Below are 21042 nucleotides of genomic sequence, written 5' to 3' on the forward strand. Positions count from 1 at the left end.
GACAAATTTCTCAGTATATAGTGTGCTGGTCTACAGCTTTGAAGAGCGGGAAAACTTATATACTTGACTCTATGCCTTGGTGGTTCTGGATTGTCTTGTGGGGCGCGATAGTTGTGCTGTCGGTCGCCTGGCTTGCTTGGCATATCTATCATCTGATCCGCAAGGGTGCTCGGGCTTACGACCAGTTTCTGGTGCTTAACAACAGTTTTGCCGATTCTTGGGATGCCGCGATGGTGGCGCAGGCACAGATCATGAGGGACACTCCCGATCCCGGAATATTTGTTCCCGTATCGCGAGCCTACGCCGACTACGAACGAGGCAAAGAAAAACGTTTACAAGAGAGAATCTCGCGTAGAATACAAAAGAGAGATTCCCTGGGACAGCCCCAGCGCGTGGGGGATCTGAAATACAAGGCACGGAAAGGTGCAACTCATGGGTAGATTATTTGATAATCCGGTTATGCTGCTGGTTCTTCTGCTGATTATTATTCTTCTTTTTGGTGCTCCCAAGCTCCCCGCGATGGCCCGTAGCCTGGGGCAGTCGATGCGCATCTTCAAGTCTGAGGTTGACGGCATGAAAGATGACAAGAAAAAGAGCACGAACACGGCATCTACGGACGATGTAGTGACCGGCGAGGTTGTTGACAATAAGAGCTCGGACTCTTCAAACGAAGCTAAATAGTGTGTTGCTGAACCGCTCCTTGCGAGCATTTATTGTATTGAATGTGCTCAGGGGGCAGTATCGGCTACCCGGGTGAAGGTTGAGAGATGATGGCCAAGGCGAACAGCCGGAAAAATAACCCTCAGGCCAATATGGCGCTGAAAGAGCACGTGCGGGAGCTCAAAAATCGTGTCATAAAATCTGCGGTTGCAACGGTAATTGCCGCTGTGGGCGGATTTTTCCTCTATAAGCCGTTTATCGAGGTGATCAAGCAGCCGCTGGATCAGCTTAATGCTCGGGAGGGGCGTGAGGCGATTCTTAACTACTCCACCGTTGATTCTTCGTTTAGCATCTTGGTGTCGGTTTCACTATACATCGGGTTGACCATTTCTTCACCGGTGTGGCTATACCAGCTGTGGGCTTTTATTACTCCGGCCCTGTATAAAAAGGAACGCCGCTATGCACTGGGGTTTATCTTCAGCGCCGTACCCATGTTTTTCTTTGGCCTGGTTACCGCCTGGATTTGTTTGCCCGCGGTGGTTTATGCGCTGACCGCCTTCAACCCTACAGGTACCTCGAATATTATTTCTGCTGAGGTCTATATTTCATTTGTGGTGAAATTTATGGTCTCCTTTGCTCTAGCCTTTGTGATCCCGGTAGTTCTGGTGGGGCTGAATTTTATGGGCGTTCTGCCCGGTAAGACTATTCTGAAAGCCTGGCGCTGGGTGGTTGTTTTTGTGGCGGTTATCGCGGCCATGACCGCCCCCGGTACCGATGTGATGACCATGTTCTACCTGGCGGCACCGCTTCTGATCTTCTTTTTTGTGGCGATTGCTATTTGCCTTATCCACGACAAGCGTAAAGAGAAGCGCATGGCTAAGCTAGCTGCAGGCCTTACCGATCGGGAAATCAACCGGAGTACCAGTGCCGAAGAGCTTGACCAACTGGGGTATGTGGAAGATAACGTAAGATCAAGCTAGCTCAACTACGCTGAGAGATGAGCACCGCAGGAGACGGCACCGGCTACCCTTAGTATGGGGCTATGCCAAACTTCGCAGACCAGTATCGGGCAGCAAAAATCCGTTCGCTGCAGCAGAATACCCGGCTAGCTGATTTTGAACGAACCCTCGATTTTCCCATAGATGATTTTCAGCGGCAGGCCTGCGAATCTGTGGAAGCGCAGCGTGCCGTTCTTGTGGCGGCTCCGACGGGTGCCGGTAAAACGCTGGTGGGGGAGTTCGCCATTTATCTGGCGTTAGCCCAGCAGAAAAAGGCCTTTTATACCACACCCATTAAAGCTCTCAGCAACCAGAAGTACCGCGACCTGGTAGAGGTTTACGGTGCTGAAAGCGTGGGTCTGCTCACCGGTGACACTTCGCTCAATTCCGAGGCACCGGTTGTGGTGATGACCACCGAGGTGTTGCGTAACATGCTGTACGCTGACTCTGCGACGCTGGATAATCTGGGGTATGTGGTGATGGACGAGGTCCATTACCTTGCTGATCGTTTTCGAGGGGCGGTTTGGGAAGAGGTTATTATCCATCTTCCCGAGCACATTAGCCTTATTTCACTTTCTGCCACCATCTCTAATGCTGAAGAGTTTGGTGCCTGGCTCGATACCGTGCGGGGGGCTACGGACGTGGTGGTCTCGGAACACCGCCCGGTTCCTCTGGGGCAGCAGGTTATGGTGGGGAACCGGTTATGTGACCTTTTTATGAGTGATACCACGGTTGAGGAAGCTGCCGAGTTACGTGAGTCCAAAGAATCGAGGGTGCCGGAGATCAACCGCGAACTGCTGCGTGTGACTGACAGGGATCGACCGCCTCGGGCACGGGAGAGATCCCGCGGGGGTAGGAACGGATTGCGGCAACGCAGACAGCCGAAGAGCGGAGATAAAAATTTTCGCGGGCAGAGACCGGGGAATCGTGTATCGCGGGCCGCAACGGTGCTGGCCCTTGACCGTGCGGGGCTACTGCCCTCGATCTGTTTTGTTTTCTCGCGCGCCGGTTGCGATGCTGCGGTCAGGCAGTGCATTGACGCCGATCTTCGACTCACAACGGGAACCGAGGCGCAGACCATCCGCGCCTATGTATCCGAAGCTACCGCGTCTCTTGAGGTGAAAGACCTCAATGTTCTGGGTTTTTATGAGTGGCGTGAGGGGCTTGAGCGCGGTATTGCCGCTCACCATGCGGGACTGTTGCCGGTTTTTAAAGAGGTGGTTGAGGCACTTTTTGCGGAGGGTCTTATCAAGGTGGTCTTTGCCACCGAGACCCTGGCTCTGGGAATTAATATGCCGGCGCGGTCTGTGGTGTTGGAGAAACTCACCAAGTTCAATGGCGAAACCCACCGCGATATTACTCCGGGAGAGTACACGCAGCTTACGGGGAGGGCCGGCCGCCGCGGTATAGATCTTGAGGGCTATGCGGTAGTTCTCTGGAAGCCGGGCCTGCAGCCGGAACAGGTTGCCGCTCTCGCCTCTAAACGGACCTACCCTCTCAATTCCTCTTTTCGTCCCACCTACAACATGAGTGCCAACCTGGTGGCACAGTTTGGTCGGGAAAGAACCACGAAGATTCTTGAGTCATCATTTGCCCAGTTTCAGGCGGATAGGTCGGTGGTGGGCCTTGCCCAACGGGTACGGAAAAATGAAAGAGCACTCGAGGGCTACGCGGAGTCTATGCGCTGCCACCTGGGCGATTTTACCGAGTACGCGGCGATACAACGGCAACTCAAAGACCTTGAGAAGAAGGCAGAAAAAGACCGTCAAAAGTTTGAGCTTTCGCAGGCTGCGGCGTCAATTCACCGGTTGCTACCGGGAGATATCGTTGATATTCCGTACGGGAGGTACAGAGGGTACGCGGTGGTGATCGGTCGTTCCGATCGGGAGTTTAATCCGCGGCCGGCGATTATCACGGAGCAGGCACAGCTGAGGCATCTCGACTCGGGTGACCTTGCCGGTGCGCTTGAGCCGATATCTCGTGCCAGGGTCCCCAAAAATTTTACGGGGAAAACGCCCAAACAGCGCCGCGATATGGCGGCACGCATGAGGCAGGCAATCCATGACGGGGTTTCGCCCCGTCAGGAAACGCGTGCTTTTGTTTTTGATCACCGGGAGAATAAGCACGCACATGAGATTGAGCAGCTGAGAAACCGGCTCAAAAACCACCCCTGCCACGGGTGTTCGGAGCGCGAAAATCATGCACGCTGGGGACAGCGGTGGTGGATACTTGAGCGGGAAACCGAGGGGTTACGCCGTAAGATTGGCCACCGTACCACCACTATTGCGCAGGTGTTTGACAGAATCTGTGACCTACTGACCGACTACGGATACCTGGAGGTCAACGGAGAAGGAAAAACCGTGCTCACTGCTCGCGGCGGAAATCTTCGCGGGGTCTACGGCGAGAAAGACCTTTTAACAGCTATCTGTCTGGAGAAGGGGCTGGTGGACGGGCTTGATCCTGCGGCTACAGCATCCGTGATGTCCGCCCTGGTTTTTGAGGCTAAACGCGATGAGGCTGGTCTGCTCACCCGATACCCGCGTTCTTCAATTGAGAAAGCCGCGGGGGTTCTTCTTCATTCCTGGGAGCGTCTTAACGCTGCCGAGGAAAAACATTATTTGCCCCGCACACCGTCCCCGGATTTTGGGATGGTCTGGCCCACCTACAGGTGGGCCAGAGGAGAGTCGCTGACCCGGGTATTAGAGGGAACTGACCTGGCGGCCGGTGATTTTGTTCGCTGGATCAAGCAGGTCATCGATACACTGGATCAGATTGCACATTTAGGTGGGGTAGATCCTCAGCTGCGGACCCAGTGCGAGGCAGCCATCAATCTGTTGCGCCGCGGTGTGGTAGCAACACAGATAGAGGAGAAGATATAGCATGAGCCAGCAGGCACTGATGCTTGTCGACGGTGTGGTTTATAGCCCGGAAGATCCCTCTGCGACGGCCATGCTGATCCAGGGGCCAACCGTGAGCTGGGTCGGATCAGATGCCGGTGCCCGGTCAATTTTTGATCCCTCCATGAGAAAACTGGATGCAGAGGGCAGGCTGGTCACTCCCGGTTTTGTATTGGGAGCTACCCGTCTTGACACTGTTGACCAGGCACGTCAGCTTGCCGTTGATCTTCCGAGGCTGGGCTATGTTGCCCTCACCGCTTTTACACCCCCCACACAGGTTTCTCGGATACACGAGGTAGTGGAGGCGGGCGGTCTTAGCGCCTTCATCTACGTTGACGGTCAGGTGCAGGATTGGGCGCCGGTACACGGTGTTGTGATCGATCCACGAGCAGACAATGCGTCCCTGTTACTCGATCAGGCCCTGGAGACCGGCCTCAAAGTTTCTTTTCGGGGAGCATCCTTAGCCGAGGTGGATAGGGCCCTTGAACTGATGTTGTCGGTACGCGGTATATCCGGGGATCGCGCGGGTTTCCGTATTGACGGTGTTACCGCACTCACTGACCAGCATATTAATCTGCTGGCAGGCAGCGCAGTAGCAGTAGGATTTTCATCGGACTACGGTGTTGCGGATGATTCGTTGAGGAAAGCTGTTGCCGCCGGTGTCACCGTCCTGCTGGGCTCCGACCCGCTCAATAATCCCGTGCGTTTAGGCTGGGATCTTCTGCGCAGTACCATCACGCGTCACCGTGATCGGGACAGTATATCTGCACGCGCCGCTTTTAACGCTATGACCAGGGGTGCGCACCGGGCTCTGGGGGCTTCTGACCCTGTTTATGGTCAGCTGGTGGCGGGTTCCCCCGCAGATTTTGTGTTGTGGGAGGCCAAGAGGTTTGCGGTGCAGACACCCGATTCGCGTATTACCGCGTGGAGTACGGATCCCAGGGCGAGGATTCCCCTTCTTCCGGTGCTCGGGGAGGACGATCTGCCGAGCTGGACAGCCACCTACCGCAGCGGTCAGCTCATCACCAGTAAAAGAACATAAAAAATCAAGGGGATAAGTGGCCCCAAAGGTAGGGGCCGAAACGTCAAAAATATATACTGGAAACCTGTTTTCATTAGTGTGCCAGAAGCAGGCATGTCAGGAGTACTTATGCGCGTTTTGACCGTGATCCCCACCTATAACGAAAAAGAAAACTTACCGGTGGTGGTGGAGCGTCTGCGTGCGGCTGTTCCAGAGTGCGACATCCTTGTGGTCGATGACAATAGCCCCGACGGAACCGGACAAATCGCCACCAGGATGTCCGAACAGGACCCCAAGATTCATGTGCTGCACCGAACCGTCAAAGACGGTCTGGGCGGGGCATATCTTGCCGGTTTTGATTGGGGGCTTGAAGCCGGCTACGAGGTGCTGGTTGAGATGGACGCTGACTGCTCCCACCAGCCAGAACAGCTTCCGTTGCTTATCGGCGCGATTGAAGACGGCGCAGATCTGGCGATTGGTTCCCGCTATGTACCCGGAGGTAAAACCAAGAATTGGCCGGTGCACCGGCAGATTCTCTCCAGGGGCGCTAACCTATACACCCGGGCTATTCTGGGCACCAAGATCCACGACATTACTGCGGGCTACCGCGCTTACCGTAGAGAGGCTCTGCAAAGACTGGACCTTGAGGGTATTGATTCCAAAGGTTACGTGTTTCAGGTTGACCTTGCCTGGCGTTCTGAACGGGCCGGACTCAAAATAACCGAGGTTCCTATTACGTTTGTTGAGCGGGAAATTGGCGATTCAAAAATGGACGGCACCATTATCTTTGATTCTATGACCAAGGTAACCCGCTGGGGTCTCACCGCGCGGTTGGCCGATGCTAAAAAATATCTGGCAAGGATCCGCAGCTAGTGCTGCGGTTAGTGGGTGACACCGGAGTCTGAACCGGTGTCACCCCATCGAGATATGTTCTACAGCGCGTGGCGTTCCCGATAATAGTTGATTCGTTGCTGCAGGGTTTCTTCAAGCTCTTCGGTCGTGCGACGTTCAAGAAGCATGTCCCAGTGGGTGCGCACCGGTTTCTCGGCCGATTCTTCCGGGGATTCTTCGCCGTTAACCAGGCGAGCTTCCTTACCTGATTTAGCTGTCCAGGTTTGGGGTATCTCGGCTTCCTGTGCAAAGGTGACAAACACTTTTTCGCCGTCGTCGGTGCGGTATTCAACCCGCTGACGGGGGGCCGGCTCAACACCCGCTTCAGTTTCCATCGACTGAGAACCAAGACGCATGCCGCGTAGGCTGCGATCGCTCATGACTTATCCTCCAATAGTTTTGGTGAACCTCTGTGAGAAACAGATGGGGCTGAACACTTATTCCCGCAGTGTAGAAATATCAAACCACTATTATATACGGTGCGACGCTATTGCGACTCCGGTGACGGGAACGACTTGCCTTCCGCTGAGGAGACCTCGATACCGGTATCGAGGCGGTTGAGGTTGGGGCTCAGGTCGTCGGGGGTTACCTCAACAATTTTTTCTTGGACAGCGCTGTCCGCCTCCGGGGAGACCTCCCGGTCACCGGGGGAGTCCTGCGTGTGAGATGCATCATTTGACGGTTGGGGGAGTAGCGAATTGGGATCGAAGGCGTTGCCCAGTCCTCGGAGTGCGTCACCAAGTTCCGTGGGGATAAACCAGAGCTTATTGGCTTGCCCCTCGGCAAGCTTGGGCAGGGTTTGCAGATACTGGTAGGTGAGAAGTTTCTGCGACGGGTTAGCGCGGTGGATAGCCGCAAAGACCTTGCGTACGGCCTGGGCCTCACCGTCGGCACGTAGAATAGCGGACTTGGCATCACCTTCAGCGGTGAGGATTTGGGACTGTTTTTCTCCTTCGGCGCGTAGAATAGCCGCGCGAGAGTCGCCTTCGGCAGTAAGAATTTGTGCCTGTTTCTGTCCCTCGGCTGTGAGGATTGCGGCTCGACGATCTCGTTCCGCTCGCATCTGCTTTTCCATAGAGTCTTGGATGGAGACGGGAGGCTGGATCTCTTTAATATCAACGCGGGAGACTCGGATACCCCAGCGCCCCGTGGTGCTATCGAGAACGCCGCGTAGCTGGGCATTGATCTGGTCGCGAGAGGTTAGTGTTTCTTCGAGGTTGAGACCGCCCACAACATTGCGCAGGGTGGCGGAGGTGAGCTCGTCGACGGCCTGAATATAGTTGGTAATTTCGTAGGTGGCAGATTTGGGGTCGGTCACCTGAAAATAGACCACGGTATCAATCCCGACCACCAGGTTATCTTCGGTGATAACAGATTGGGCGGGGAAGGAAACAACCTGCTCGCGCAGGTCGATTAGCGGAAGCACCCGATCGATAAAGGGAACGGTCACGTGGAACCCGGGGGTGAGGGTCGTCTGATATTTCCCCAGACGCTCGACGATTCCGGCGCGCGCCTGGGGGATAATTCGGATTGCTCGAAAGAGCATGATAATCACAAAAATGATGATTGCTAGTAGCAGGATCAACAGTGCGGTTGAGGGTGACACGGGTATTACTTTCTGGTAGTGCGGTGGGGTGGATAGGGCTCTTAGCGGTCGGGTCTGACGTAGACCGTTGCGCCCCGAATGCTCTCTACTGTTGCGCGAGATTCGGGTGGGAGCTGTACGGTTTCATCTTCTGTGCGTGCGGTCCAGATATCGCCGGCAAGGCGTACCAGGCCCGAGCTCTCGGTGATGGTTTCCACGATCTCGACCCGTTGTCCAATGAGAGCTTGCACGTTGGTTTCGATCCGCGGTGAATTTTTATGCAGGCGGTTGACGAGTTGAGGCCGCAGGGTAAAAAGCAGAAGAACACTGAATACAGCAAAGATAACCACTTGGAGAGCAAACGAATCGGTAAGAGTGGTACTCAGTGCGGTAATCGCCGATGAGCTGGCGAGCATGAGGCAGAAGAAGTCCAGGGAAAACATCTCAATGATGCCCAGGATAAGAGCCGCGAGGAGCCACATGGCCCATAGGTTGTGAGTGAACCATTCGATCAAGGGATTCTCCTTTATGTACCTACAGCTTATGATGCCTGATCGGTGGGAGAATTGCGAGGGTATCGATGAACGGACGGGTATTTTTTGCGATAACCACCCTGAATAGATAGCCGATAATCTACATTATGTAAAGTAAAGTTGAGGATGGCCCTCCCCGGCGTACGCACCGATCGGTGGAGGCCGTGGATAATGGAAGAAACAAACATCTTCAGTTTTCCTTACACCACCGAAAGGCACGGTTTTCTTGATGCTCGGCTCTCACAAATCCGCTAGACCCTGGCGGGCTTACCTTGTGGATCTTTTACTGACGGTGCTCTTTGTTCTGATCGGTAGAATCTCTCACGGTGAGACTCTCACTGAAACACCGGTTACCGCGATCCCTTTTGTGCTGGCCCTGTCTCTGGCCTGGCTGGTACCCCCGGTACACAGAAAGCCTCTGACGGTTTTTCCGGCAGGGCTCACTGTTTGGCTTTCTACCGCGTTGCTGGGTCACCTTCTGAGAACCGCTTTTGGCGGTGGATCCGCACTGAGTTTTGTGATGGTGACCCTCTGCGTCTTAGCGGTCTTCTTTCTGGGATGGCGATTGGTTGCCCGACTCGTACTGCGCTAGTTTGATGCCTGCGCACCGGGCGGTTCCTACCTCCCCGCTTGCACCCATTCTTCAAGTTTTGCTTTAGCCTTACCTTCGGTGAGAGACTCCCGGGCCTCTGCCAAAGCCCACCTAAACCTTTCATCAAATGTTTGGTTTTCGCTCGGCCGTGAAGACACGATCCCCGCCGCGGCATTGATCAGCACGATATCCGTGACGGGTCCCTCCGCTCTACCGTCGAGAACCCTGATAAGGGTCTCCGCATTTTTACGCGCGTCTCCCCCGCGCAATTGGTCAAGGTTGGCCCGGGGGAAGCCAAACTCGCGGGGATCAAAGCTGCGGTGCATCATTTTCTCTCCCTCAACCTCCCAGATCTGGCTACCTGCAGTCACGGTGAGTTCATCCAGCCCATCGTCACCGCGAAAGATGAGGGCGTGTTGACCACCGCGGTCGCGGAAGACACCCGCAATCTTTTCTGCCATTGTTGAGCTGGACACCCCGATAGCAGAGTGGCGGACTCGGGCAGGATTGGTGAGCGGCCCCAGATAGTTAAAAACGGTGGGTACCCCCAGCTGCTTACGCACCGGTGCCACAAAGCGCATAGCCGGGTGAAAAGTCTGCGCAAACAGGAAACCAATGCCGGTTTCCCGAAAAACTTTTTCAACTCTCGCCACATCCATGGTGAGATTGATACCCAGAGCTTCCAGGGTGTCCGCGGTACCGCTCAAAGATGTTGATGCACGATTGCCGTGCTTGATGACGGGGATTCCGGCACCGGCAATAACCAGTGCACTCATGGTCGAAATATTCACCGTATTATGTCGGTCACCTCCGGTGCCAACAATATCTACTGCTTCCCGGTCAATATTGATGGGCCGTGATTTTGAGGCCATCCCATCGGCAAGTGCCGAAAGCTCGTGGACGCTCTCCCCCTTGGTGTGAAGCCCCATCAGAAAAGCAGCGACCACGGTATCGGGTGCTTGCCCCGTCATCATCTCGTTCATGGCCCATAGGAGCCTGTCCCGGTCAATGTCCTGCTGGTCCTGAAGTGAACTCAGGATTGCTTTCCAGTTCTTTGTAGCCATAGACCCGATTGTAGAGCTTCTCCGCTTCTCCCGGCCGCACAACGTCCAATTCCCGAGCGGGCGACGCAAAAAATTCGTGAAACACCGTGTCGCTATCTGTAGACGGAGGCCCGACAGCGCGAGGAATTGGGAGGTAATTTTCAACACGCCCCCGCTTTATGGGCCTGGGTAGTTGGAGGATGAGTACTTTTACAGACATAATGTCTATGTGACAACTGCAACCCATACTCCAAGTAAGTCGGCTCATCCGACTCTGAATCGACCCAACGCCGTGGCGGTCGGCACGATAGTTTGGCTCGCATCAGAGTTGATGTTCTTTGCCGGTCTGTTCGCAATGTACTTCACCCTCCGCGCCTCCCGGCCGGACATTTGGGCCGAGAATGTAGGCCATCTTGAGGTACCCCTGGCAACCGTCAACACCATCATCTTGGTGCTCAGCTCGGTTACCTGCCAGTTCGGTGTCTTCAAAGCAGAGCAGCTTAAACCCCGCCGCACCGGCTCACTCTTTAATGTAAAAGAGTGGGGCATGATCGAATGGTTCCTCCTCACCTTCCTGATGGGGGCCTTCTTCGTCTCTGTGCAGGTGTTTGAGTACGCGAACCTCATCACGGACGGGATGACGATCGCTTCAAGCGCATACGGTTCGGCTTTCTACATCACCACAGGTTTTCATGCCCTCCACGTCACCGCGGGCCTGGTTGCTTTCCTCTTCATTATCGGTCGAGCCTACGTCGCTAAGCGTTTTGGACACTACGAGGCCACCAGCGCGATCGTTGTTTCCTACTACTGGCATTTTGTGGACGTCATTTGGATTGTACTCTTCGCTGTCGTCTACTTCCTCAAGTAGGGATCGAAGCTGATGCAGAACACCAGATAACCAACAAACTAGCTCACACACCATAAGGACATCCAACGTGAAGGCACTTTCTCAGAAGCGGCGGCATCCGCTAGCAGCCGTCCTGTTGCTTGCTCTTGCACTACTTTTCACCGGTGGCTTCTATGCTGTTGCCACCGCGACCAATGAGGCAAAAGCAGATACATCCACCTCCTACTCGCAAGATGATATTGACGCCGGGCAGAAGCTTTTCGTCTCAAACTGCGCAACCTGTCACGGCACAAATGCTGAGGGCACCGAAGACGGCCCCTCTCTCATCGGTGTTGGCGCCGCAGCGGTTGACTTTCAGGTGGGTACCGGCCGTATGCCCATGCAAATGCAGGGGCCTCAGGCGCAGGTCAAGCCCCAGCAGTTCAACGATGAACAGACCATGCAGCTATCCGCCTACGTCGCCTCACTCGGTGCCGGCCCTACCGTTCCCGAAGCCGAGTATCTCGATGTAGCTCGGGGCGATGCCGCTAACGGTGCGAAAGTATTTCTCGCCAACTGCGCTATGTGCCACAACGCGGCGGGATCCGGTGGCGCACTCACCCGTGGTAAGTGGGCCCCCTCCCTCATGAACGTTTCGGAACAGCACATATACGAGGCCATGGAAACCGGGCCGCAGAACATGCCGGTCTTCAACGACGCCAACATTACCCCCGAAGAGAAACGCGACGTTATCACCTACCTGAAAGCGCTGGAGACCAACAACTCCCCCGGCGGCTTTGCCCTCGGCTCACTCGGCCCCGTTGCCGAAGGTTTGCTGATTTGGACCCTTGGTCTGGGCGTTGTTTTGGTCTTCACCGTCTGGCTCACCTCACGCTCTGCATAACACCCACACATTAGAATTCATACCAAGGAAGATTGAGGCAACACATGGGAAACCATAGTGACGGTGTACAGGAGAACTCCTCAGCCGTAGTTACCTCTCAAGAGGAAAGCAAGGAGAAGTTTCGGGACCCCGGACTTCCTCCCCACGCTCCGCGCCTTACCGACGTGGACCCTAAAAAAGCTAAGTCGGCAGAGCGGCAGTCAGTACTGCTGTTTGCTCTCTCTATGCTGGGGGCTCTGCTGTTTTGGGTAGCCTATTTTGGTGTCAAGATAGGCGGGGACTACTACGATGTTCTCAACCCCGAGGCAACCGATAATCTACGTTTGCAAAACCTCCTGCTGGGCCTGGGAATTGCTTTCTCTATGTTCGGTATCGGTATCGGTATCGTGCAGTGGGCGCGAACCCTGATGCCCGACCACGAGATGGTTGAGAGTCGTCACCCTGTGCGCACAGAAGAGGACCGCGCCGATGCTCAGGAAATTGTGGAGACCATCATCGATGAATCCGGTGTTAAACGTCGTCCGCTCCTCCGCAACACGCTGATCGGGGCTATAGTTCTTGCCCCGCTGACCTTTGTCACCCTGCTCCGCGACCTCGGCCCCGCGGACCCCTCGGTCCTCAAGTACACCCTGTGGGATCAGGGGGTACGCCTGGTTCGCGACCCCTCCGGAACCCCCATTAAAGCCGCAGATGTCACCGTTGGTTCCGCCTACCATGTACTTCCTGAGTCCCTGTCTTCACTGAGCCATGAAAACGGTTATATTGAAGAAAAAGCAAAGGCTGTCGTGCTGCTTATTCGTATGGATCCTTCAGAGATGAACATATCTGAGGGGCGCGAAAACTGGAGTGTGGACGGTATCGCCGCATACTCCAAAGTCTGCACCCACGTTGGCTGCCCCGTTGCCCTCTACGAGCAGCGTACCCACCACCTGCTCTGCCCCTGTCACCAGTCCACTTTTGACGCAGCAAACGAGTGCAAGGTTATTTTTGGCCCTGCCGGTCATGCCCTGCCCCAGCTTCCCATCGCCGTGGATGATGAAGGGTACCTGGTTGCTCAAAGCGACTTCCGGGAGCCGGTTGGTCCCGGCTACTGGGAACGTGGAAAGCAGATTGAAGAAATGAAGAGTGAGGCCTAATCATGTCCCAGACTTCAGTCGAAAAAGAGTATCAGCCGAAAACCAACACCGGAAAAATAGCCAACTACCTGGATTCCCGGGTTGGCCTCTCCGGTATTATCAAAGAATTCGGTCGAAAGATTTTTCCCGATCACTGGTCATTCATGTTTGGCGAGGTTGCTCTTTACAGCCTCGTGATCCTGATTCTTTCGGGAACATTTTTGACCCTGTGGTTTAACCCTTCCCAAGCCCCCGTCGCCTATGATGGCTCCTACGTGCCCATGAAGGGTACGGAGATGTCGGTGGCCTACGCATCGACCCTGCATATCTCTTTTGATATCCGTGGAGGTCTGCTACTTCGCCAGATCCACCACTGGGCGGCCCTGCTCTTTATGCTGGCTTTGACCGTCCATATGCTGCGCGTATTTTTTACCGGTGCTTTCCGGCGCCCGCGCGAGCTTAACTGGCTGGTGGGTTGTGCCCTTCTGATCCTGGGTATTCTTGCCGGTTTCACCGGCTATTCGCTGCCTGACGATGTGCTCTCCGGTAACGGTTTGCGCATTATCGACGGCATTATGAAGGCTATCCCGCTGGTGGGCACCTACCTCTCGCTCTTCTTCTTCGGTGGTGAGTTCCCCGGAACCCAACTGATCCCGCGCCTGTATTCGATGCACATCATGATTATTCCGGCTATGCTGCTCTTGCTGGTGGCCATACACATGTTCATGGTTGTGCTGCACAAACACACCCAATACCCCGGTCCCGGCCGTCGTGAAGATAATGTGGTTGGTTTCCCCGTTGGCCCCGTGTACGCGGCAAAAGCAGGCGGTTTCTTCTTTATTGTCTTCGGTATTATTGCTTTCCTGGCCTCAACCTTCACCATCAACGCCGTCTGGAACTACGGTCCCTATGACCCTTCTCCCGTGCAGGCGGGAACGCAGCCTGACTGGTATGTAGGTTTTGGAGATGGTGCTCTGCGTCTGTGGCCCGGTGTATGGCCCTTCCCCTGGGAGTTTGATTTCTTGGGCGGAACATGGGTATTGAGTGTGCTTCTACCTTTTGCACTTATGGCGGGGTCCGTCATGATGGCCATGATGTTTTGGCCCTGGATTGAGCGGTGGGTCACCAAAGATAACCGTGAACACCATATTCTTGACCGTCCCCGAAACGCCCCTTTCCGCACCGGTGTCGGTGTTGCCGGTATTATCGGCTACGGGACCATCATGATTGCGGCCAGCTCCGACCTGATTGCAACCCACTTCCATGTGTCGCTGAACGATGTTGCCTACGTTTTGCGGGTGATGTTTATCTTTGGCCCCCTGATCGGATACCTGATCACCTACCGTATTTGCCTATCTCTACAACGTAAAGACCGCGAGTTAGTGCTGCACGGTGTTGAATCGGGACAGGTGGTTCAGCTACCGCACGGCGAGTTTATCGAGGTCCATAAACCGGTGAGCGAGTACCGCCGTTACAAGCTGGTTTCTTTTGAGTCTCCGGCTCCGATACCCGCTCAACCGAACACTAAGGGCAAAATCTCTCTCTTGGAGAAAACCCGCGGCAGTCTATCGAAGATTTGGTTCCAGGATCGGGTGCTTCCGGTTACTCCGGCAGAGCTTGAGGCTTCCCATCACGATCATGAACAGGACGCTGTTGAAGGCTCATCTCAGGAAGAGCTGGACAAGTAATACAATAGAGGGAAAAATAAAGTAGGCTGTTGCCCCGGTAATCTTACCGGGGCAACAGCCTTTTGAGCTCTCTGGAAGCCGCTATTTTTTCTTGGGAAGCGATGGTGTGTATCTAGAAAGGAAGAAGAGGGCTCGCTCTCCCCCTCACATTATTCACAGAACTATTATCGCCCCCCACCGTGGGATTATTCGTGGGCACCGGTGGGTTTTTTCCCATAGCGTCTCGATCATCCTTTGCGGCAGGGGCAAGCCCGGTTCGGACCAGCCCAAATACCCGTAAAGTACCTAGTCAGTGCTCAGATGGATAAAGCCGGGATAAGGGGCCCTTAGAAGGATCTCGCGTAGCTCCTCTTATCGATCTCAGCGTGATGATTTCTACTCAATAAAGAAATGGGGTCTCAGCCTTACCGGCTGAGACCCCACCCTCCTAATAAATTTTGCGCTAGTGCGCGTGATCACCGCGACTATACTCATATACCCAGCCAACACAGGCAAGAATCGCCAGGACGACAGCAATAATTGCCACCCACCACTGGCCAATAGCAACGCCCACGACCAGCACCGCGCAGACAATACCAATTGCCAGCGGCCACCAGGACCAGGGCGAGTAAAAGCCGTAGTCACCGGACGCGTCAGCAATTTCTCCGTCAAGGTTATCGTTAGGCTGATCGGGGTGCTTCTTATCGGTGAAGAAGAGGAAGAACCCTAGAAAGAAGCACATAACCGCGGTAGCGAGGAGTGCCGGGAACCCGGCCCACTCACCAAAATCTGTCATGAATCCGTAGACTACCCCCACCGGAATAAGAAAAACACCGATAATCGTAAATAGCCATGCAAGAGCTTTCATATCTCTGGCCTCCTAACGGCTGCTTGCTTGCCGTGCTGCGGTAGCAATATCGAGGTTGGTGGAGAGCTCGGGGTGGTGAAGATCCAGTGCCGGACGCTCCGAACGGATTCGGGGTAGAGCGGTGAAGTTGTGACGCGGAGGCGGGCAGGACGTAGCCCACTCCAGTGAACCGCCAAAGCCCCAGGGGTCATCCACCTCAATTTTCTTCCCGTAGCGGGCGGTGATGTAGACGTTCCAGAAGAAAGGAATCAAGGACACCGCAAGAATCATTGACCCGACGGTTGACAGCTGGTTCATCCAGGTGAAGTTATCCTCGGGAAGATAGTCTGCGTAGCGTCGTGGCATGCCGTCCACACCCAGCCAGTGCTGGATAAGGAAGGTCATGTGGAAGCCGATAAAGAGCAACCAGAAGTGGATTTTACCCAGGCGCTCGTTAAGCATTTTTCCGGTCCACTTGGGCCACCAGAAGTAAAATCCGCCAAACATCGCGAACACGATAGTGCCGAAAATGACGTAGTGGAAATGGGCAACCACAAAATATGTATCCGAGATGTGGAAGTCAAGCGGCGGAGTCGCAAGAATAACACCGGTGAGCCCACCGAAGAGGAAGGTCACAAGGAAGCCCATCACCCAGATAATGGGGGTCTCAAAAGTAATGGACCCCTGCCACATGGTACCTATCCAGTTAAAGAATTTCATACCGGTTGGTACACCGATCATCATGGTCATAAAGGAGAAGAAGGGCAACATGACTGCGCCGGTCACATACATATGGTGTGCCCAGACGGTCACCGATAGGGCGGCGATCGCAATGGTCGCAAAGACCAGTCCCTTGTAGCCGAAAATCGGTTTACGGGAGAACACCGGAATAATTTCGGAGACGATACCGAAGAAGGGCAGGGCTAAAACATAGACCTCGGGGTGGCCAAAGAACCAGAAGAGGTGCTGCCAGAGAATGGCGCCACCGTTCTCGGGGTCAAAGATATGCCCGCCCAGTTGGCGATCCATACCCAGGGCAAACAGAGCGGATGCCAGCGGCGGGAAGATCATGATAATCAGGATGCCGGTGATCAGGGTTGTCCAGGTAAAGACTGACATACGCCACATGGTCATACCGGGGGCACGCATACACAGGATGGTGGCAATAAAGTTGACACCGCCCATAATGGTGCCGAAACCCTGTAGCGCCAGACCAAACACCCAGAGGTCGCCGCCGACACTGGGACTGTAGGTGGTGCTGTTCAGGGGGGCATAGGCGAACCAGCCGAAGGAGGCGGCACCCTGCGGGGTGAGGAAGCCGGCCATCGCAACCAGCGAGCCAAAGAGGAAGAACCAGAAAGCCAGCGCGTTAAGGCGCGGGAATGCGACGTCTGGAGCACCTATCTGTAGGGGCACCAGAATGTTGGCGAAACCGGTAAAAGCCGGGGTGCCAAACATCAGCAGCATGAGGGTGCCGTGCATGGTAAACAGCTGGTTGAACTGTTCCTTGGTTTGAAGAATCTGCATACCGGGTTCAAAGAGCTCCATACGCATGAGCAGGGCCATGATACCGGCGATACAGAAAAAGATGAAGGACGCAATCAGATACATGTACCCGATTGTTTTGTGGTCGGTGGAGGTCAGCCAACTGACGATAATGCGTCCCTTTGACTTGGGAACCACCCGCGGAGCAACCTGGGTTGCTGAATCCGGCGAATACTCAAGAGTAGTCACGGGTCACCTCTTAGTTGATGTCGTTCTGGTTGGGGTTACGGTTGTATTCGTCGCCGAGCCGGCCGGTATTACCTGACTCACCCAGCTGCTGAATGTAGGCATTGTATTCATCCTGGGGGACCACCCTGACATTAAAAAGCATCTCGGAGTGGTACTCGCCGCAGAGCTCGGCGCATTTACCCGCGTAGGTATCGGGCTCAGAGCCGGTGGTGAGGTAGATATGATTGGTTTGGCCGGGAATGGTGTCGCGTTTTTCGAGGAAGGCCGGAACCCAGAAAGAATGGATAACATCGCGGGATTTCAGCTGAATATCCACGGTTGAGTTAACGGGCAGGTAAAGGGTGGGGAGGGTTTCTTCAACACCCTCTTCACCTGTCAGCTGGGCCTGGACACCGCTGAAATAAACGTCTTGCCGCTCACCGCTGCCGTCATTGTAGGCGGCGAGGTAGTTGAAATCCCAGGCCCATTGCTTGCCATAGACCTCAACGGTAACGTCTGCTGTCTCCGACTTGGGCGCGGTAATCTGCCGTTCGGCGCGATCGGAGAAGCTGAAAAGGCTTACGATCATGATGATCGGGATAATGGTGTAAAAAACCTCAAGAGGAGCATGGTAACTCAGCTGACGGGGGTAACCGGTTTCGTTCTTGCGCCGCCTGTAGGCGATGATGCACCAGAGCATCAAGCCCCAGGTAATCAGACCGATAACTAGGGCTGCAACCCACGAACCAATCCAGAGGTCCATGATGGTGTCAGCGTTGTCGGTGACCCCCCTTTTAGTGGGCAGAAAGCCTACCTTGGCATTATCTGAACAACCGGTGATGAGCAGTGCGGAAGCCAGGGTGATACCGGCGGTGGTAATCCCCTTCAGTCTTCGACTGTCGGTTCGATGCTGCGAACTCACAGACGGCCCTTCCTATAGCGATGTGCGTGCAGTGTATTGAGGTGCTGTGTTTATGTATGGACGTACAGTGCCTCAATATTCTTTCTATACGAGCTTACCCTTATTCGGCAATTTCCGGTGACACTGTGTCACTGAAGTGCGGTTATTTCTTAACTATTTTATGAATATTGAGGGATCTCAAGCGAAGAGGCACCCCACTGGAAAGTGAAGTGCCTCCGCGAAACAGTCTAGCCGTTCGATTCTAGTGGAAGGAATCGCCGCAGGCGCATGAACCCTGGGCGTTGGGGTTATCAATCGAGAACCCCTGTTTTTCGATGGTGTCCTCAAAATCGATTGTCGAACCGTCAAGATAAGGAACACTCATGCGGTCAACGATCACCTGTACACCGTCAAAATCTCGAACGGCATCGCCGTCGAGTACTCGTTCGTCGAAATAAAGCTGATAAATGAGTCCCGAACAGCCACCGGGTTGAACAGCAACGCGTAGCCGTAAATCTGTGCGGCCCTCCTGCTCCAGAAGAGTCTTCACCTTGTCTGCGGCGACACCGGTGAGTTCAACACCGTGGGTGGGGAGCTCAGCTAGGGTCTCGGTCATATTGGATTTACCCTTTCGATCTTTCAGCGGCAGCCGGAGCCGCCGATGAAACTATAATCTGTTTCTGTCTTAGTTTAGAACAAAACCGGTCGGTGGCAATATTCCAGATCTCACAGGTGCACCCCGTTGCGCCGGCTGAGATTGCTCAACATGAGCGATTCGGCAAGAATAGCCTTTTTGAAGTCTGGAAGATAGAGGGATTCGTTGGCGCTGTGCGCGCGGGTATCCGGGTCTTCAACTCCGGTGATCAGAATGTGCGCCCGGGGAAAGACTCGCTTGAGGTCTGCAATAAAGGGGATAGATCCGCCCATACCGGTTTGTACGGCCTCAACTCCCCAGGCCGAGCTCAGTGCTGCCAGGGCTAACTGAACACCGGCATCGGAGGAATCTGCCGCGTAGGGCTGCCCCGAGTCATTCTCCTCGTAGGTAACCCGAGCGCCCCAGGGGGCATACTCGAGTAGGTGCTTCTCAAGTAGGGCGTGAGCCTCTGCCGGATCTTGTCCCGGGGCCAGCCGCACGCTGATTTTAGCCCGAGCGGTCACCGCTATTGTGTTGGCTGCTTCTGACACCGGTGTGACATCCATACCGATGATAGAAATAGCGGGCTGCGCCCAGAGCCGCGAAGCTATGCTTCCCTCCCCCGCCAGGGACACGGAGTCAAGAATCCCGGAGTCGTTTCGAAAATCCTCCTCAGAATATTCAAGTTCTGGCTGAGGTGCAGTTTTTAAACCTTTAACCGCAACCGCACCGTTAGGTTGATGCAGAGAGGATAGCAGATGCACCATGGCGGTATTCGCATCAAGCATGGGACCGCCGTACATTCCCGAGTGCACGGCGTGGGCACCGATGCGCAGACTGACAGTTGCGCTGGCAACTCCTCGGAGTGAGCTCGTCAGCGCGGGGACACCTGCCCGCCAGTTTGCTGAATCGGCAACTACAATAATATCCCCGGCGAGAAGGTGGCGATGATCGGCAAGAAAAGCAGAGAAACTCGGTGACCCGGACTCCTCCTCCCCCTCAACAAAAAGGGTGACCCCCACACGGAAATCCTCGCCCAGTGTCTTGCGCACCGCCTCAAAAGCGGCAAGATGCGCGAGGACCCCAGCCTTGTCGTCGGCGGTTCCCCGCCCAAAAAGCCGGTCCCCTTTCTGTGAAGCGGTGAAAGGCTCAGTATCCCACAGATCAGGATCACCGGCAGGCTGTACATCGTGATGGGCGTAGAGCACCACGGTGGGAAAACCGGGCTGCGCAGCCCGGCGGGCAATAACAGCCGGCATACCCTCGCGTTCCGGTGAACCGTATCGGCTCGTCAGAATATCGGCAGTATCAAACCCCACCTCCAGAGCGAGATCGCGAACTTTTTCTGCACTCCTTCTCACCTGGTCAAGATCAAAAGCCTCCCATGAGACCGATGGAATAGCTACAAGTTCGGTGAGTCTACGCAGGGTTTCTTCAAACCGGTCCTCAATGACGGCAGCCAGCTGCTTCCGATCTTCAAAATTAAAATTCTCTGCACCATTCATGCTTATAACCCTACGCCTTTCTTAGCTTTACACCCGTTTCTCGTATATCCTTAGGGGGTGTTTGGTCGCAAGAAAAAATCCACTGAAGTATCTACCGGGGCAGAAGAAACCGAGCAGAGTACCCCGGACACAAAGAGTCACGAGCCAACAGGCTACACTGCTCCCAAAGGGCGCCCCACCCCCTCCCGCAGGCAGCAAGAAGCCGCGCGACGGCAGCCCCTGGTACCCACCGACCGCAAGGCTGCAAAAGAGGCGGATAAGCAGGCGATCCGCCAGCAGCGTCTGCGTGAGCAAACAGCCATGCAGACCGGCGACGAACGCTATCTACCTGCCCGAGATAAGGGGCCTCAGCGTCGCTATATCCGCGACTACATCGATGCACGATTCAATATCGGCGACTACATTATTCCGGTCTTGCTCCTGGTCTTTATACTGGGGCTCTTCTCACAGAACCTGCAGGTGATATCGACACTTATTATGTGGTCGTTCATCCTGATCTGGGTTATTGACACCTGGTTCATGTGGCGCAAGCTCAAAAAGAAGATTATTGCCAAGTTTGATTCGGTGGAACCCGGCTCTACCATGTACACCGTTAACCGGGTGATGATGATTCGCCGGTTTCGCCTACCCAAGCCGCAGGTCAAACGCGGGCAGTTTCCCCGCTAGTAATACAGCGGCAGTGCAGGGGTGACGGTAGCATACCTACCGTC

Annotated in this window: 21 protein-coding genes; 12 read left to right on the forward strand and 9 right to left on the reverse strand. The window is 54.8% G+C overall.

What is annotated here, in order from left to right; genetic code table 11:
- Positions 1-71: 71 nt before the first annotated feature.
- The 6 genes from ACS1BR_RS08050 to ACS1BR_RS08075 all read left to right on the forward strand — a co-directional run bounded on the left by ACS1BR_RS08050 (position 72) and on the right by ACS1BR_RS08075 (position 6449).
- Positions 72-440: a hypothetical protein gene (locus ACS1BR_RS08050; RefSeq protein ID WP_463561442.1), complete on the forward strand. Its 369-nt coding sequence runs from the start codon at positions 72-74 to the stop codon at positions 438-440.
- A complete protein-coding gene (tatA, locus tag ACS1BR_RS08055) occupies positions 433-681 on the forward strand; it encodes a Sec-independent protein translocase subunit TatA (RefSeq protein ID WP_463561443.1) in 249 nt (82 codons plus the stop codon). Before ACS1BR_RS08050 ends, tatA begins: the two co-directional genes overlap by 8 nt.
- Before the next feature lie 86 nt (positions 682-767).
- Complete coding sequence (tatC, locus tag ACS1BR_RS08060; protein WP_463561444.1) at positions 768-1640, forward strand: twin-arginine translocase subunit TatC; 873 nt, start codon at positions 768-770, stop codon at positions 1638-1640.
- Positions 1641-1702: 62 nt separating this feature from the next.
- A complete protein-coding gene (locus ACS1BR_RS08065; protein ID WP_463561445.1) occupies positions 1703-4537 on the forward strand; it encodes a DEAD/DEAH box helicase in 2835 nt (944 codons plus the stop codon).
- Between the two features lies 1 nt (position 4538).
- Positions 4539-5597: an amidohydrolase family protein gene (locus ACS1BR_RS08070; protein ID WP_463561446.1), complete on the forward strand. Its 1059-nt coding sequence runs from the start codon at positions 4539-4541 to the stop codon at positions 5595-5597.
- A 108-nt stretch (positions 5598-5705) separates the two neighbouring features.
- Positions 5706-6449: a polyprenol monophosphomannose synthase gene (locus ACS1BR_RS08075; RefSeq protein ID WP_463561447.1), complete on the forward strand. Its 744-nt coding sequence runs from the start codon at positions 5706-5708 to the stop codon at positions 6447-6449.
- Positions 6450-6508: 59 nt separating this feature from the next.
- On the opposite strand, the gene ACS1BR_RS08080 is transcribed toward ACS1BR_RS08075, so the two are convergent.
- From ACS1BR_RS08080 to ACS1BR_RS08090, 3 genes are all read right to left on the reverse strand, one after another.
- Positions 6509-6847 carry an RNA polymerase-binding protein RbpA gene (locus tag ACS1BR_RS08080; protein WP_463561448.1) on the reverse strand — a complete coding sequence of 113 codons (339 nt, stop codon included), beginning with the start codon at positions 6845-6847 and terminating at the stop codon, positions 6509-6511.
- Positions 6848-6954: 107 nt separating this feature from the next.
- Positions 6955-8013, reverse strand: coding sequence for an SPFH domain-containing protein (locus ACS1BR_RS08085; RefSeq protein ID WP_463561666.1), 1059 nt, complete (start codon positions 8011-8013; stop codon positions 6955-6957).
- Between the two features lie 101 nt (positions 8014-8114).
- A complete protein-coding gene (locus ACS1BR_RS08090; protein ID WP_463561449.1) occupies positions 8115-8567 on the reverse strand; it encodes an NfeD family protein in 453 nt (150 codons plus the stop codon).
- 292 nt (positions 8568-8859) lie between these two features.
- Here ACS1BR_RS08090 and ACS1BR_RS08095 point away from each other — a divergent pair, with 292 nt between their 5' ends.
- Complete coding sequence (locus ACS1BR_RS08095) at positions 8860-9177, forward strand: DUF3054 domain-containing protein (protein WP_463561450.1); 318 nt, start codon at positions 8860-8862, stop codon at positions 9175-9177.
- A 26-nt stretch (positions 9178-9203) separates the two neighbouring features.
- On the opposite strand, the gene trpD is transcribed toward ACS1BR_RS08095, so the two are convergent.
- A complete protein-coding gene (gene trpD / locus ACS1BR_RS08100; RefSeq protein ID WP_463561451.1) occupies positions 9204-10241 on the reverse strand; it encodes an anthranilate phosphoribosyltransferase in 1038 nt (345 codons plus the stop codon).
- A 208-nt stretch (positions 10242-10449) separates the two neighbouring features.
- On the opposite strand from trpD, the gene ctaE reads away from it, so the two are divergent.
- The 4 genes from ctaE to qcrB all read left to right on the forward strand — a co-directional run bounded on the left by ctaE (position 10450) and on the right by qcrB (position 14753).
- Positions 10450-11088, forward strand: a complete 639-nt coding sequence (gene ctaE, locus ACS1BR_RS08105) for an aa3-type cytochrome oxidase subunit III (protein ID WP_463561452.1) — start codon at positions 10450-10452, stop codon at positions 11086-11088.
- 67 nt (positions 11089-11155) lie between these two features.
- Positions 11156-11950: a cytochrome bc1 complex diheme cytochrome c subunit gene (gene qcrC, locus ACS1BR_RS08110; protein ID WP_463561453.1), complete on the forward strand. Its 795-nt coding sequence runs from the start codon at positions 11156-11158 to the stop codon at positions 11948-11950.
- A 44-nt stretch (positions 11951-11994) separates the two neighbouring features.
- On the forward strand, positions 11995-13086 hold the full coding sequence (gene qcrA, locus ACS1BR_RS08115; RefSeq protein ID WP_463561454.1) for a cytochrome bc1 complex Rieske iron-sulfur subunit: 1092 nt from the start codon (positions 11995-11997) through the stop codon (positions 13084-13086).
- A gap of 2 nt (positions 13087-13088) precedes the next feature.
- Positions 13089-14753 carry a cytochrome bc1 complex cytochrome b subunit gene (qcrB, locus tag ACS1BR_RS08120; RefSeq protein WP_463561455.1) on the forward strand — a complete coding sequence of 555 codons (1665 nt, stop codon included), beginning with the start codon at positions 13089-13091 and terminating at the stop codon, positions 14751-14753.
- 442 nt (positions 14754-15195) lie between these two features.
- On the opposite strand, the gene ACS1BR_RS08125 is transcribed toward qcrB, so the two are convergent.
- The 5 genes from ACS1BR_RS08125 to ACS1BR_RS08145 all read right to left on the reverse strand — a co-directional run bounded on the left by ACS1BR_RS08125 (position 15196) and on the right by ACS1BR_RS08145 (position 20332).
- Entirely contained in the window at positions 15196-15600 is a 405-nt protein-coding gene (locus ACS1BR_RS08125; protein WP_463561456.1) for a cytochrome c oxidase subunit 4, read from the reverse strand.
- A gap of 12 nt (positions 15601-15612) precedes the next feature.
- On the reverse strand, positions 15613-17313 hold the full coding sequence (gene ctaD / locus ACS1BR_RS08130; RefSeq protein WP_463561457.1) for an aa3-type cytochrome oxidase subunit I: 1701 nt from the start codon (positions 17311-17313) through the stop codon (positions 15613-15615).
- Between the two features lie 10 nt (positions 17314-17323).
- The gene (gene ctaC / locus ACS1BR_RS08135) at positions 17324-18214 is read right to left on the reverse strand and encodes an aa3-type cytochrome oxidase subunit II (protein ID WP_463561458.1); all 891 of its coding nucleotides are present in this window, start codon (positions 18212-18214) and stop codon (positions 17324-17326) included.
- A gap of 241 nt (positions 18215-18455) precedes the next feature.
- Positions 18456-18809: a HesB/IscA family protein gene (locus ACS1BR_RS08140; protein WP_463561459.1), complete on the reverse strand. Its 354-nt coding sequence runs from the start codon at positions 18807-18809 to the stop codon at positions 18456-18458.
- 110 nt (positions 18810-18919) lie between these two features.
- Positions 18920-20332: a M20/M25/M40 family metallo-hydrolase gene (locus ACS1BR_RS08145; RefSeq protein ID WP_463561460.1), complete on the reverse strand. Its 1413-nt coding sequence runs from the start codon at positions 20330-20332 to the stop codon at positions 18920-18922.
- A gap of 57 nt (positions 20333-20389) precedes the next feature.
- On the opposite strand from ACS1BR_RS08145, the gene ACS1BR_RS08150 reads away from it, so the two are divergent.
- Positions 20390-20998, forward strand: coding sequence for a DUF3043 domain-containing protein (locus tag ACS1BR_RS08150; protein WP_463561461.1), 609 nt, complete (start codon positions 20390-20392; stop codon positions 20996-20998).
- Positions 20999-21042: the final 44 nt, after the last annotated feature.

The organism is Rothia sp. 18CD1-1 (genome assembly GCF_055285355.1).